The organism is Baaleninema simplex PCC 7105 (assembly GCF_000332355.1).
Classification (GTDB): domain Bacteria; phylum Cyanobacteriota; class Cyanobacteriia; order Cyanobacteriales; family Geitlerinemataceae; genus Baaleninema; species Baaleninema simplex.
In genome coordinates this window covers 712,473-726,208 of sequence record NZ_KB235959.1, presented here as the reverse complement: position 1 = coordinate 726,208, position 13,736 = coordinate 712,473, and the positions used below count along the sequence as shown (strand labels likewise).

At 53.2% G+C, this 13,736-nt stretch carries 13 protein-coding genes and 1 tRNA gene; 10 read left to right on the top strand and 4 right to left on the bottom strand.

Going from position 1 to position 13,736, the window contains the following annotated elements; all coding sequences use genetic code 11:
• The first annotated feature begins 489 nt into the window (after window positions 1–489).
• Window positions 490–975, top strand: a complete 486-nt coding sequence (locus tag GEI7105_RS0123245; protein WP_035493682.1) for an orange carotenoid protein N-terminal domain-containing protein — start codon at window positions 490–492, stop codon at window positions 973–975.
• Window positions 976–986: 11 nt separating this feature from the next.
• On the opposite strand, the gene folP is transcribed toward GEI7105_RS0123245, so the two are convergent.
• From folP to GEI7105_RS0123230, 3 genes are all read right to left on the bottom strand, one after another.
• Window positions 987–1,934: a dihydropteroate synthase gene (folP, locus tag GEI7105_RS0123240; protein ID WP_017662804.1), complete on the bottom strand. Its 948-nt coding sequence runs from the start codon at window positions 1,932–1,934 to the stop codon at window positions 987–989.
• An 89-nt stretch (window positions 1,935–2,023) separates the two neighbouring features.
• Window positions 2,024–2,524, bottom strand: coding sequence for a ribonuclease HI (gene rnhA, locus GEI7105_RS32095; protein ID WP_017662803.1), 501 nt, complete (start codon window positions 2,522–2,524; stop codon window positions 2,024–2,026).
• Between the two features lie 141 nt (window positions 2,525–2,665).
• Window positions 2,666–3,286 carry a class I SAM-dependent methyltransferase gene (locus tag GEI7105_RS0123230; RefSeq protein WP_017662802.1) on the bottom strand — a complete coding sequence of 207 codons (621 nt, stop codon included), beginning with the start codon at window positions 3,284–3,286 and terminating at the stop codon, window positions 2,666–2,668.
• Between the two features lie 191 nt (window positions 3,287–3,477).
• Between GEI7105_RS0123230 and nblR the strand changes: the two genes are divergently transcribed.
• Window positions 3,478–4,197 (top strand): response regulator transcription factor NblR, encoded by a 720-nt coding sequence (gene nblR, locus GEI7105_RS0123225; RefSeq protein WP_017662801.1) that lies wholly within the window; start codon window positions 3,478–3,480, stop codon window positions 4,195–4,197.
• A gap of 115 nt (window positions 4,198–4,312) precedes the next feature.
• Here the strand turns inward: nblR and GEI7105_RS0123220 are convergent.
• Window positions 4,313–4,386, bottom strand: a tRNA-Arg gene (locus GEI7105_RS0123220).
• A gap of 58 nt (window positions 4,387–4,444) precedes the next feature.
• On the opposite strand from GEI7105_RS0123220, the gene moaC reads away from it, so the two are divergent.
• The 8 genes from moaC (at window position 4,445) to GEI7105_RS0123180 (ending at window position 13,710) form a co-directional block, all read left to right on the top strand.
• A complete protein-coding gene (gene moaC / locus GEI7105_RS0123215) occupies window positions 4,445–4,975 on the top strand; it encodes a cyclic pyranopterin monophosphate synthase MoaC (protein ID WP_017662800.1) in 531 nt (176 codons plus the stop codon).
• A gap of 225 nt (window positions 4,976–5,200) precedes the next feature.
• Complete coding sequence (locus GEI7105_RS0123210; RefSeq protein ID WP_017662799.1) at window positions 5,201–6,103, top strand: alpha/beta fold hydrolase; 903 nt, start codon at window positions 5,201–5,203, stop codon at window positions 6,101–6,103.
• 78 nt (window positions 6,104–6,181) lie between these two features.
• Window positions 6,182–7,306 (top strand): S-layer homology domain-containing protein, encoded by a 1,125-nt coding sequence (locus GEI7105_RS0123205; protein WP_017662798.1) that lies wholly within the window; start codon window positions 6,182–6,184, stop codon window positions 7,304–7,306.
• 209 nt (window positions 7,307–7,515) lie between these two features.
• Window positions 7,516–7,773, top strand: a complete 258-nt coding sequence (gene acpP / locus GEI7105_RS0123200; protein ID WP_017662797.1) for an acyl carrier protein — start codon at window positions 7,516–7,518, stop codon at window positions 7,771–7,773.
• A gap of 571 nt (window positions 7,774–8,344) precedes the next feature.
• A complete protein-coding gene (gene fabF, locus GEI7105_RS0123195; RefSeq protein WP_017662796.1) occupies window positions 8,345–9,598 on the top strand; it encodes a beta-ketoacyl-ACP synthase II in 1,254 nt (417 codons plus the stop codon).
• Window positions 9,599–9,664: 66 nt separating this feature from the next.
• Entirely contained in the window at window positions 9,665–9,856 is a 192-nt protein-coding gene (locus GEI7105_RS0123190; RefSeq protein WP_017662795.1) for a hypothetical protein, read from the top strand.
• A 247-nt stretch (window positions 9,857–10,103) separates the two neighbouring features.
• Window positions 10,104–12,110: a transketolase gene (tkt, locus tag GEI7105_RS0123185; protein ID WP_017662794.1), complete on the top strand. Its 2,007-nt coding sequence runs from the start codon at window positions 10,104–10,106 to the stop codon at window positions 12,108–12,110.
• A 355-nt stretch (window positions 12,111–12,465) separates the two neighbouring features.
• Window positions 12,466–13,710, top strand: a complete 1,245-nt coding sequence (locus tag GEI7105_RS0123180) for an RNA-guided endonuclease InsQ/TnpB family protein (protein ID WP_017662793.1) — start codon at window positions 12,466–12,468, stop codon at window positions 13,708–13,710.
• Window positions 13,711–13,736: the final 26 nt, after the last annotated feature.

Here is a 13,736-nt window from a genome sequence, read left to right as displayed (position 1 = left end):
GGAACTCACGCGCCAATTCTTTGCATAGCAGAGAGAGACGAGCCTTATCTACTTTAGACTCATCTCGCCATAACCTTACTGCTTTGTTTCTGATAAACTGAGCAGTTCTTATGGCTTCATCTAAGGCTTTATATTGTGCCTTAGACCCATTCAACAACTTGGCTTCTCTTACTATCATAGTTTTATTTTACCGGACTTTATTTTGGATAACTTTATTTTTAACATAAGTTAACCGTCCTAGAAGGACGGGGCTTTAAACCCACTTTTTTGGGTAAACCATAATCGAAAGGAAGTCTCGGCAGCTACTCTAGCCTTACCGAATCGATCGCACTGCTGGCGTCTCTCTCTCGATAGAGATGGCAGAATTTCCTATTCCCTTCAATCGTTAGATGTGGTGGAGCGATCGTAATTGTTAACTTTTATAACAGCAGCGATGGTTGCAACGTCGTTAAACCTCGCTGTGCTGAAGCAACTCGAAGGAGTTTATTTATGGTTACGTTTGCAGAAATCGAAATGAATCTCGACGCGGCGATCGAACAATTTTATCGCCTTCAAACCGATCGACAATTAGCTCTACTGTGGTTTATTTATAAGGAAATGGGCGATTCGGTTACTCCCGCTGCTCCCGCCACAGCAGCTCGTGACGTAGCCGGTGGGTTGTACGAACAAGTCAAAGCAACTCCCCAGGAAGAACAACTGCAAATTATGCGCGATATCGCCCGAAAAGCTAGTACGCGATTTAGTCGCGAATACGGAGCACTAAGTGCCAATACAAAACTGGCATTCTGGTATTACTTAGCTCAAGGAATGGACGAAGGAACCATCATTCCTATGCCAGATAACTATCAACTGTCCGACGAGGCGAAAGAACTGTTCGATGCCATAATTCGGCTGGACTTTCAACAGCAAATCACCATTTTACGGAATGCTGTCGTGAATATGGGAGCCGAACCCGCTGAAGGTGCAGCCGTGTAATTGATGTATCGTCAAATCTGGGTTGAATTAAGATTTAATTCCCGTTCTTCTCTGGCAGTAGAGGCGTTTTTCGTAACGTCTCTACCGTCGTCTGGCGAGTCTCGAAGCAGGGAGTCTCGAAAAATAGCATCGGCAACGCGGGCGACATCGCTCATTTCTGCGACGTCGTGAACTCGCAAAATGTCTGCTGAATTCGCGATCGCTGCCGTACAAGCTGCTGCTGTTCCCCAAACCCGATCTTTAGGTTTTTTGCGATCGAGAATTTGTCCGATAAAACTTTTTCGAGATACGCCGACTAACAGGGGATATCCTAACTCTCGAAATTTGGGAAGTCGGCGCAATAATTCTAAATTTTGCTCGTAGGTTTTGGCGAAACCAATTCCGGGATCGAGTATAATGCGATCGCGTGAGACGCCGCAGGCAGTAGCTGCCGTGATATGACGGTCTAATACCCGACTAATTTCTCCGACTAAATCCTCGTACTGTGTCAGTTTTTGCATGGTTTTCGGAGTTCCGCGCATATGCATTAACACCATCGGAACCTGTCGTTCTCCCACTAAGGGAAACATTTCTGAGTCGGCGATTCCTCCCGTTACGTCGTTGACGATATCCGCCCCTGCGTTGAGGGCAGCTTTCGCCACTTCTGAACGATAAGTATCAATGGAAATGGGAATCGAACTGTGCGATCGCACGGCTTCGATAACGGGAACGACGCGAGCGATTTCTTCGTGGAGAGACACCTCTTTCGCCCCCGGACGAGTAGATTGTCCGCCGATATCGAGAACGTCCGCCCCCGCCGCTTCTAAACGCTTCGCTTGGGCGATCGCCGCTTCGAGATCGTCAAAATCTCCGCCGTCGCTGAAACTATCGGGAGTCACGTTAAGAACGGCCATGATATACGTGCGATCGCCCCAAACAAACCGGCGATCGCGGACTTGTAAAACTGAACTCACTCCCATTTTTATACCTTTTTAACCTACTTGTTTAAGCATTTAGGAAGATAAGTGATGTTTCTTGAAAGAAACAAAAACCAATCGAGATAAAATACTTACTCAAATAGCGGTTTGGTAGAATTTCCAAAAACGTTTTCATACTCCTCATCGACCAGTAACTCATCTTGTCGCGACGCCGCCACCGCAAGAGCATCGCAGCGTTCGTTTTCCGGGTGTCCCGCGTGTCCTTTCACCCAGAAAAACTCCACTTGATGGCGATCGCACAGTTCGAGTAACTGTTGCCACAAATCGGGATTTTTCGCCATCTCTTTCTTATTGCGTCGCCAACCGTTGGCTTTCCACCGTTTCGCCCATCCCTGTTTCATCGCATCGACGAGATATTTCGAGTCAGAATAAAGCGATACTTTACAAGGTTGCTTGAGAGCTTGCAATCCCACGATCGCCGCCATCATTTCCATGCGGTTGTTCGTGGTTTTTCGGAATCCGGCTGAAAGTTCTTTTTGATGTTCGCCGTAACTTAAAATCGTACCGTATCCCCCGACTCCAGGGTTACCGCTACAGGCTCCATCGGTGTAAATAGTAACGTGTTTGCTCATTAATAATTTCGCCAAAGTTGCGATCGTCTGGGTTGTTTTTTGTGGGGTATCTCAAAAACAGTCGATCGGCGATCGACGAGTATTTCTCAAAGCGTTAACCCCTAAACCCGAGTCTATCTCAGATCCCGAGTGTTTTAGACTTTAATTTTCCGATTTGACAAATATCGTCAACACGATACGAATCAGAAGGTGATAGTGTCCTTCACACCGCCAACCCACGGGTTTAGCGAAGTCTTCTCGCTGCGATCGCGCATACAACCGCAAGCCCCCAGGAGACACCGGATAAATACTGTTTTCGCCAAACCCTTCAAACGGAAGGTAATCGACGAAATAAAATCGCCCTCCCGGTTTTAAAACGCGATCGATTTCCGCGATCGCCACCTCGGGGCGAGGATAGTGTAGAAAGCTGACGGTACAAGATACCGCGTCGAACTGTTCGGCGTCAAAGGGGAGGCTTTCGACGTTTCCCACCGCAAAGTCGAGGCGATCGTCGAAGGCGTTTCGCTTTCGGGCCTGTTGTATCATTTCCAAAGAAAGATCGAGTCCCGTTCCCTGCAAATCGGGATAGGTTCTCGCGAAGCGATCGAGCAATCGCCCCGTTCCACATCCCAAATCCAGAAGCCGAGGCGACGGTGGAAGTTCGACGAATTCCAACAGCCGTTGGTGAATCGCCTGGTAAAATACCGTCGTCAACAAACAATCGTAGTTTGAAGCCCAGATATCGAAAAACTGGCGTTTTCCATCAAAAAACGAGGAAGTCATAAGAATTTCCGTCCGATACGGTCAGACGAACCCAAACTATCGAACCTCTTTCAACTCTATCCTAGGTGGATGTTGGCACGAAGGGCATTGCGCCGCTCCAGTTGACGACTGTTATAGTGGTGATGTTGCGGCATTAGCTCCAAACGCTTTCAACGCCACAGTTTCAACCCTCAAACTCCCTGAAGTTTCCTATGGATGCTGCTTTACTCGATCGTGTCGATTCAACCGGATTTGGCTGTCAGTCTTGCGTGTTGGTTGTCGAATCGGACGTGACGTTAGCCCAACGGATCGCCTTAGACTTGAAAGAAGGGGGATACAACCCGATTCTCGCCCACGACGCCAATAGCGGTTTGACGCAAGCTGATGAAGTCCAAGCGGGACTGATCGCCATCGATCGCATTTTACCGGGAAATTCCGGGCTGTGGCTGTGCAAACACCTTCGCAGTACAGGACATCGCGTTCCCATTTTGATGCTTCTCGCCAGCGATACCGTCGACGATCGCGTAGCCTGTTTGGAAGCTGGGGCGGACGATTACGTGATGAAACCCTATTCCAGCGAGAAATTCCTCTGTATGGTGGAATTTTATTTGAAGCCGGAACGTCAGGATACAAATCAACTGCGGTTTGTCGATCTCGTTCTCGACTTATCGTCTCGTCAAGCCATACGAGGTGGACGGGCGATCGATCTCACCATGAAAGAATTCGAGTTACTCAAGTTTCTCATGGAACATCCCCGAGAGGTTCTCACCCGAGAGCAAATCCTCGAAAACGTCTGGGGATACGAATTTATGGGCGAATCGAACGTGATTGAAGTGTATATCCGCTATCTTCGCCTAAAAATTGAAAACGAAGGTGAAAAACGCCTCATTCAAACCGTTCGTGGTGTCGGGTACGTCTTGCGAGACAGTTAATACAGTCACCAGTCACCAGTGAGGTGATGAGGTGAAACTTTTACCTGTCCCCACTCTTGTCTCTTCACTGCAAAAAGGCCGTTCCTTTTTGGGAACGACCCTTTTACAATTAAAACGGGCTAGGAGGGATTCGAACCCCCGACACCGTGGTCCGTAGCCACGTGCTCTAGTCCACTGAGCTACAAGCCCCTTCGTGACTCGCAAACCGCGCTCGTCACTAGATTTACATCTTAACAGAGATTTCTGGATGAGACAACCCCCCGAACCGAAAAAAATTCTAACCCATCTCGACGAGGGCGGTGACGCCCGAATGGTAGACGTTTCGGACAAATCCCCCACAGTACGAGAAGCCGTAGCCGCTGGAGTCATTCGCATGAAACGGGAAACCCTCGAAGCGATCGAATCGGGAAACGCGCCCAAAGGGGACGTTCTCACCACTGCCAAACTGGCCGGAATCCTCGCCGCCAAACAAACCTCTCAACTGATTCCCCTATGTCATCCGCTTCCGCTGACGAAAATTGACGTGCGAATCAGCCCCGATTCCGAAATTCCGGGTTATCGCCTCGAAGCGACCGTTAAAACGAAAGCTGAAACGGGTGTAGAGATGGAAGCCCTCACTGCCGTCTCCGTCGCCGCCCTCACGCTGTACGATATGGCCAAAGCCCTGGAAAAAACGATGGAAATTGAAGGGATTCGTTTAGTGAAGAAAACTAGCGGAGGGGGAGATGGGGAGAGGGGGAGAAGGGGAGAGGGGGAGAGGGGGAGAAGGGGAGACTAAGGAAGAAACTGTTACTTGTTAACTGTCTTCACTGTTCACTGCTAACTGTAAAAGTTCCCCGTTCCCGATTCCCCGTTCCCGATTCCCCGTTCCCGATTCCCGATTCCCCGTTCCCTGTCTTCACTGGTGACTGTTCCCCGTTCCCTGTTCCCCGTTCCCTGTCTTCACTGGTGACTGTTCCCCGTTCCCTGTTCCCCGTTCCCTGTTCCCTCTCAATTATCAATTATGTTAATTCCACCTGGATTCGAGCAAAAATCGATCGAAACGTCCCTCGGACGTATGGCGTATTACACGGCCAGCGGGGAAATGTGGACGATCGCACCGTCAGAAACGCCCTCGCCAACCCTCGTGTTCCTTCACGGATTGGGGGGCGGTTCCTCGGCTTACGAATGGTCGAAAGTGTATCCCGCCTTCGCCTCACGATATCGGATTCTCGCTCCCGATTTAATAGGCTGGGGGCGATCGCACCATCCCGAACGAGACTATAAACCCGAAGATTACATCACGACCATCGGTGAATTTTTAGAGCAAACCTGCGAGGGAGCGGTGACGGTTATCGCGTCGTCTCTGACCGCTGCATTTACCATCCGAGCGGCCATCGATCGCCCCGAAGCGTTTAAATCCCTGATTCTCACCAATCCCAGCGGCTTGTCCGACTTCGGAAACGATTACAACAATACCTTTTTCGCCCAACTGGTGAAAACGCCCCTGCTCGATCGCCTCCTGTACACCACGGCGATCGCGACCTCCGGCGGAATTCAGTCGTTTCTCCAACAACGCCAGTTCGCCGAACCCAACCGAATTTACGACGAAATCGTCAAAGCCTATCTCGAATCGGCCACGCAACCCAACGCCGAATACGCCGCCTTATCCTTCGTTCGCGGTGACTGCTGCTTCGATTTGGCTCGCTATCTTCCCCAACTCACCGTTCCCACCGCCATGCTCTGGGGCAAACAAACCCAATTCGTCAGTTACGATGTCGGAAAACGCCTGGCCGACCTCAACCGCGACGCCGTACGACAGTTTGAAGTTCTCGAAGACGTGGGGTTGACGCCTCAACTAGAACTCCCCGCTGTCACCGTCGGACTCATCGAGCGATTTTTGCGTCAATTGGAGTCCAATTCTTAACAATCCTCGATCGACGAGCAACATTCGAGGCTCGCTGATAGTATCGTAAGGAAACGGAAGAAAGAACAGGCGATCGGCATGGTCAATCCCACTCCCCCCGAACCTCCCTCCTCCCGACGCGTCAGTCGCGACGAGTGGATCGCGATCTTTATCGCCCTCGGCGTCATGGGCGGTATCGGAGTTTGGGCGCTGGGCGATCGCGATCGCACTTGGACTCTCGTAGAAACCGCTCCGTCCGACGCGATCGCCTCCCCGAGCGAACCTCGTCAGGAGTCCGAGAGCGAAACCGAAACGGAAACCCCAACTAGCGAGATCGCCTTCGACCTCGGAGAACCCGAAACCGATACCCCCGACCTCGAAACCGAAGCCGAATCCGATACTGAGATCGGGCGACAGAGCGATCGGGAGATCGCTTCGACTCCCGCTTCAGAACGAGACCCCAACCGCGACGCGTCCGGCGATACAGAAGGCGCGTTTCCCACCTCTTCCCCCGAACCCATCTCTCCCGAGACGACGTTAGAGACGACTCCCGAACCTCCAACCCCCGAGACGCCGACCGAAACCGCCACCGCTCCCCCCGCCCAAGTCGATCCGAACCTAGCCGAACCGGGAACTCCCATCGGCTTCGTCGACGTTCCCGAAGAGTACTGGGCGAAACCCTACATCGACGCCATGTCCGCCCGGAATCTTGTCGAAGGCGTCGAAGAAAACCGCTTCGCCCCCGAAGAACCCGTGACTCGAGCGCAGTTCGCCGCCTTAATCGGACGAATCTTTGAAGGACGAACCTCCTCGAGCGAGGCGATCGCCTTTAACGACATTTCTGGCGAATACTGGGCGGTCGAAGCGATTAACGAAGCCGTGCGACTGGGATTTCTCAAAGGCTATCCCGGTCAGGTGTTCCAACCCGAACAACCCGTTACTCGCTTTGAAGTGTTGCTGTCGCTTAGTTCTGGGTTGGGACTCGAGAGTCCTGAAAATCCCGACGCCGTCTTGAGCGACTATACCGACCGCGACACCGTACCCGACTGGGCGAAACCCGCCGTGGCGGCCGCTGTCAACGCCGGACTGCTCGGCGCGTACCCCGACAACCGAGAACTCGACCTCGATCGCGCCGCGACCCGAGCTGACGTCACGGCCATCGCCTACCGCGCCCTCGTCCGGGCTGGAGAAGCCGAAGCGATCGAACCCGCGAATCCTCAGTAAATTAAGGATCGTGCTGAATTTTACAGAATCGATCGAGATCGACACTGCGTATCGCGTCGCGCTTTCCGATAATATAGGACAGGACTAGCGCGAGCCAGTCCGAGTCAAACGGTTGTGTCGGTTGTCTGAAACGGGGAACCCGCCGAATACTCGGAAGTGCCTCAGTTGAGTTCGGACTGTGGCTTCGCCATTTATCGAGGACGTACACGATGAGTCAAGAAACAGTTTTTGAAAAAGTTAAAAGCATTGTCGCCGAGCAACTCGAAATCGACGATCCCGACACCATTAAACCCGAATCCCACTTCGCGAACGATTTGGGAGCCGATTCTCTCGACGTTGTCGAATTGGTCATGGCGTTAGAAGAAGAATTCGATATCGAAATCCCCGACGAAGACGCTGAAAAGATGGTGACGATCCAAGCAGCCGTCGATTATCTTTGCGAAAAATCCCCCGTCGCGAAAGCTTAAACACGACAAGTTATCGATCCGCGATCGCTAGAGCTGAGTTCCAGGGATTCGCTTCCCCCACGAATCTCAGTTCTCGATCGCTCCTCTATTTTTTCTTTACGGTACAAGGCATTTGTTGGGTTTGACACTCCCACGAATAGAATTCGTGGGATTCTTAGCTCAACCATCCGACTTACGCACTTGGCTCGGAAGCCAAATGCTCAGAGGTCGATATCGCGCCGGCGCGTTTCGCATCCCCCCAACTCCCCTTGGTAAGGGGGGCTAAGGGGGGATACCTGTTCCGGTCTGCCCGACCGTACAGTGGAGTCAAAAATTCTGAATCTCCGTGTTTGACGCTTGAAGCTTTTACCCACACGAGCTGTTTTCCGCGTGGAACCGAAAAACTTCGGTAATCATCAGTTCTCACCCTTCGGTGCCAGGTTTTTTGTGAGGTTAGCTACCTATTTAGCTACCTATGCCTCAAATAGAATTGTAGCCTCGAAGCTTAAAAGCTTCAACGCGTTCGTCCCACGCTTAAAAAACGTGGGCTTTGCTCCCTTTTCTGTAAAATCCCTCGACACTGACTGACATCATGACCAACTTCAAACCGAAACGTGTTGTGGTAACAGGTCTCGGTGCTATTACGCCGATTGGCAACACTGCCGAAGACTTTTGGCAGGCGGCGATCGATGGGCGTAGCGGTATCGGGCAGATTACCCATTTCGACCCGTCAAAACACGCCTGTCGCATCGCCGGAGAAGTCAAAGGGTACGATCCCCACGACTATATCGATCGTAAAGAGGCGAAACGCATGGCTCGTTTCGCTCAGTTTGCGGTGTCAGCCAGTCAACAAGCACTTGCCGACGCAAACTTCACCATCGACGACTTAAACGCCGAACAAATCGGCGTCATCATCGGAACGGGAGTCGGCGGGCTGAAAGTGATGGAAGACCAACAGGAAACCTACCTCGCTCGCGGTCCGTCTCGCGTCAGCCCCTTCACCGTACCCATGATGATCGCCAACATGGCCGCCGGACTGACTGCCATTCATACAGGCGCTAAAGGGCCGAATTCCTGCCCCGTGACCGCCTGTGCCGCCGGATCGAACGCCGTCGGGGATGCCTTTCGCCTGATCCAGCAAGGGTACGCCCAAGCCATGTTGTGCGGCGGAACTGAAGCCGCCGTTACGCCCCTGGCTGTCGCTGGATTTGCCTCGGCTAAAGCCCTCTCGACGCGCAACGACGAACCCAGCCGCGCCAGCCGTCCCTTCGATGCGGAACGCGACGGATTCGTGATGGGCGAAGGAGCGGGCGTTCTCTTGCTCGAAGAACTCGAGTTCGCTTTGAGTCGAGGGGCAAAAATTTACGGGGAAATCATCGGGTACGGCATGACTTGCGATGCCTATCACATGACCTCTCCGGTTCCCGGCGGTGCTGGCGCAGCCCGCGCGATTCAATTAGCTTTGAAAGATGCCGGCCTCGTTCCCGCCGACGTGAGTTACGTCAACGCTCACGGAACGAGTACTGCGGCCAACGACCGCACTGAAACCGCCGCACTGAAAACCGCTCTCGGGGAAGACTGCGCGAGAAACATCGTTATCAGTTCGAGCAAGTCGATGACGGGGCATTTGTTAGGTGGAGCCGGTGGCATCGAAGCCGTCCTGTCCGTGTTGAGCGTGGCTCGCGATCGCGTCCCGCCGACGATCAACCTCGAAAATCCCGACCCCGATTGCGACCTCGATTACGTACCCAAGCAAAGTCGATCGCATACGGTAAACGTGGCCTTGTCGAACTCTTTCGGCTTCGGCGGTCATAACGTAACGCTCGTGTTTAAAAAATACCAATAACATCATCAAAACGGGGTCGATAGACTCGTTTCGAGCGGCCTCTTGCTCCCCGATCCCCATAATGGGATGATGGGGACGAAAGAACTCACTCTGATGGCGATCGCGATCGTCGAAACCGCTTTGTCGCCTCTCGACACGACGATCGCCGCAGCGAAACGATATCGTCGAACCGTTTATGAGATCCTCGTGCGAAACGGCACGTCGAATCGGTATGGTGCTGGCAACTCCCAACCCGACAGAGCTACGTTGAAATCTTAGAGAAATCTGGGGTTTCGCTCGCTCGATCGGCAGTTTGCCTTTTGCCAGCCTGCTCGATAAAACCGCGAGATCGAATCGGTGTGAAATGGGAAAAGGTCTCTGGAGTTTCTCGCTGTAAAAACGGAGCGATCGCCCGACAAGCAGCCCGAGAATCATTCCGACTCGAAAGACTTTCACCCCATTTTACAGAAACAGAAAACGGGTCGTACCCAGCCCCGAGCAAACCGTTGTCAAGAAGATAGAAACTATGGCCGTAGCCACCCAATCCCTCGAAGAACTCTGCATTAATGCCATTCGCTTTCTCGCCATCGATGCCGTCGAAAAAGCGAAATCCGGCCACCCCGGTTTACCGATGGGCGCTGCCCCCATGGCCTTCGTGCTGTGGGATCGCTTCATGCGGTTCAACCCCAAAAATCCCCAATGGTTCAACCGCGATCGCTTCGTTCTCTCCGCCGGTCACGGTTGTATGCTGCAATACGCCCTGCTTTACCTGACGGGCTACGATAGCGTCGGCCTCGATGACATCAAAAATTTCCGTCAGTGGGGATCGGTCACCCCAGGACACCCGGAAAACTTTGAAACCGCAGGCGTCGAAGTGACCACTGGCCCCTTGGGGCAGGGAATCGCCAACGCAGTGGGTCTGGCCATGGCGGAAGCACACCTGGCCGCTCGCTTCAACAAACCCGATTGCACCCTCGTCGATCACTACACCTACGTCATTCTCGGCGACGGCTGTAACATGGAAGGCGTCTCGGGCGAAGCTTGCTCTTTGGCCGGACACTTAGGGCTGGGTAAACTGATCGCCCTCTACGACGACAACCACATTTCCATCGACGGTTCTACCGATATCGCCTTCACCGAAGACGTTGCCAAACGCTTTGAGGCTTACGGCTGGCACGTCCAACACGTGGAAAACGGCAACACTGACCTCGACGCCATCGACAAGGCGATCGAAGCCGCCAAGCAAGTGACGGACAAACCGTCCTTGATTAAAGTCACCACCACCATCGGTTACGGCTCTCCCAACAAAGCTGACACCGCAGGCGTCCACGGGGCTGCCTTGGGCACTGACGAAGTGGCCGCCACCCGCGAGAACCTCGGCTGGAATCGCGACCCCTTCGACGTTCCCGAAGACGTACTGTCCCACTTCCGCAAGGCGGTCGATCGCGGAGCCGAAGCCGAGCAAGAGTGGAACCAACTGCTCGATACCTATCGCAGCAAGTACGCCAGCGACGCCGCCGAGTTCGAGCGGATGCTGCGCGGCGACCTGCCTCAAGGATGGGATGCCGACCTGCCTAGCTTCACCCCCGACGACAAAGGCATGGCAACCCGCAAGCACTCCCAAGCTTGCCTCAACGCCCTCGCCCCCAACCTGCCGGAACTCATCGGCGGTTCTGCTGACCTGACCCACTCCAACCTCACCGAACTCAAGTGTTCCGGTAACTTCCAAAAAGGCCAGTACGAAAACCGCAACCTGCGCTTCGGCGTTCGGGAACACGGCATGGGTGCCATTTGTAACGGCATCGCCCTGCACAACTCCGGTTTGATTCCCTACTGCGCGACCTTCTTGGTCTTCGCCGACTATATGCGCGCGGCAATTCGCCTGTCGGCCTTGTCCGAAGCGGGTGTCGTTTACGTGATGACCCACGATTCGATCGCCCTGGGCGAAGACGGTCCGACGCACCAACCCGTGGAAACTCTGGCCTCGCTGCGAGCGATCCCCAACTTGGTGGTGATTCGTCCGGCAGACGGCAACGAAACCTCTGGGGCGTACAAAGTGGCCGTGGCTAACCGCAAGCGTCCCACGCTGATGGCGTTTACCCGTCAAGGACTGCCCAACCTGGCGGGGGGTTCCGCCGACAACGTGGCTAAAGGGGCTTATATCCTCTCGGATTGCGAGGGAACCCCCGACTTAATTCTGATCGGAACCGGTAGCGAAGTCTCCCTTTGCGTGGAAGCGGCTGAAAAACTCACCGCCGAAGGCAAGAAAGTGCGCGTCGTCTCCATGCCCTCCTGCGAACTGTTCGAGGAACAAGACGAAGCCTATCGCGAATCCGTGCTACCCTCCGCCGTTACCAAGCGTCTCGTCGTCGAAGCAGCTACTCGCTTCGGTTGGGAACGCTATATGGGGGCTGAAGGCGATATGGTGAGCATCGATCGTTTCGGTGCGTCCGCTCCCGGCGGCACTGTGATGGAGAAATTCGGCTACACCGTCGATAACGTTCTCGCCAAAGCCAAAGCACTTTTAGGCTAATCCTCGTCAGATCTGCCTTTCGTTGCAGCTAGACTGCCAGAACCCCAGTATTTCCACGATACTGGGGTTCTTGTTCAGGGAACGGCGAGCCGTTAACAGTTGTTCCCTGGCTCCCTGTCTTCCCTCTTCCCTCTTCCCTGAAGACGCTCCCCCTCTTTTGCGTTACCAAAAGAGCTGGGTTTAAAGCCTCGCCCCTTCGACTTGGCTCACTTCGACAAGCTCACTTCGACAAGCTCACTTCGACAAGCTCAGTGCAAGCAGTGCAAGCAGTGCAAGCAGTGCAAGCCTTCTAGGACGACTTTACCCGACAATTCTTGTGGCAAGATGGAAGGATATCGGGGAATCAACAACAGCAATGTTAGTTCGAGAAGCCAAACTCAAAGGTTTGCCAAAGCAGTATCAAGCACTTGATGAAGCGATCCGTACCGGACAGTTCATCAGAAATAAGTGCTTGCGACTGTGGATGGATACCCGTGACTGCACGAGAGCCAAAATGCAGGCTTTGTGTAAGAGTTTGGCGATCGAGTTTCCTTTTGCCAAACAACTCAACAGCATGGCTCGACAGGCTCATGCTGACCGAGCATGGCAAGCGGTTAAACGCTTCTACCAAAACTGTCGGGAAGGGATTAAACCCGTTGGCTATCCAAAGTTTAAAAAGCACAGCCGCTCGGTCGAATATAAGACCAGTGGATGGAAGCTATCGCACGATGGATATGCCCTCACCTTCACCGATGGCTTTAAAGCTGGAACCTTCTCGCTCTACTGCAACGGTGAAGCTAGAGAAGACATTCTTCGCAGCAAAATCAATCGAGTGCGGGTTGTTCGTCGAGCCGATGGCTATTACGCACAGTTTTGCCTCGCTCTCGAGCGAAAAGAACCTGGAACCTACACGGGGAACGTGGTAGGCATCGATTTGGGACTTAAGTTCTTCATCAAAGACCAGAACGATAATGCCGTTGTCTACCCTCAGTATCTCAGGAGAGAGGAGTTGCGATTAAAGCGGCTACAACGCCGTCTTAGTCGCCAACACCAAAAGGGCAAAAAACAGTCGTCTAACTACCACAAGACTCGTCGACAGCTAGGCAAGCAGCACCTAACCGTCCACCGCCAGCGTAAAGACTGGGCTATCAAGCAAGCTCGGGCGCTAGTGTCATCCAACGATGTCGTGGCGTATGAGGACTTAAAGGTGCGGAATCTGGTAAAAAACCACCACCTAGCGAAGTCTATCTCTGATGCAGCCTGGAGTCAGTTCACTGATTTTCTGGACTACTACGGGCGAGTTTGGGATAAAGCGGTTGTAGCGGTAAATCCGGCTTTCACTAGCCAGGATTGCCATAATTGTGGACATCGAGCCAAAAAATCGCTTAGCACCCGAACTCATAAATGCCCGAGCTGTGGAATCGAGTTGTGCCGCGACACTAACGCCGCGTCGAACATCCTCAAACGAGGAATGGAAATTCTAGGGATGGAATGGACGAACAGTACCCAAGGGCATTGGGAAACTGGCGGGAAACCGCAAACGACTGAGGAGACTCCCACCTCTGCTGACGAAGGGAAGCCCGAGCCAGTAAGTGGTGTCGATGAATCAGTAACTGCTTAGCAGGAATCACCGCCCTTCTAGGGCGG